Annotated in this window: 2 pseudogenes; both read left to right on the top strand. The window is 71.7% G+C overall.

Annotated elements, in window-relative coordinates:
* Positions 1–143 (top strand): annotated as a pseudogene (locus PUR71_RS08730) (electron transfer flavoprotein subunit beta); the annotation flags it as partial.
* Between the two features lie 45 nt (positions 144–188).
* Positions 189–371 (top strand): annotated as a pseudogene (locus PUR71_RS08735) (electron transfer flavoprotein subunit alpha/FixB family protein); the annotation flags it as partial.

Genomic DNA, 371 nt, shown 5'->3' on the forward strand with positions numbered 1-371 from the left:
ACGAGGTCGGCCTGGCGGGCGCGTGGACGGCGGTCGACTCGGTGGTGGCGCGCCCGGCGCGCACCGCGGGCACGGTCGTCAAGGACGAGGGCGAGGGCGGCAAGCAGCTCGCCGCCTTCCTCGCCGACCAGAAGTTCATCTAATCCCACCCGCTCGCGCATCCAACGATCGATCAGGAGCAACGAATCATGGCTGAGATCCTGGTTCTGGTGGACCACGCCGACGGTGTGGTCCGCAAGCCGGCCCTGGAGCTGCTGACCCTGGCCCGCCGCATCGGCGAGCCGTCGGCCGTCGTCCTCGGTGCCGGTGGTGCCGCGGCCGACATCGCCGCCAAGGCCGCCGAGTTCGGCGCCGCCAAGGTGTACGTCGCC

This window comes from Streptomyces sp. SP17BM10 (assembly GCF_036322405.1).
Lineage (GTDB): Bacteria > Actinomycetota > Actinomycetes > Streptomycetales > Streptomycetaceae > Kitasatospora.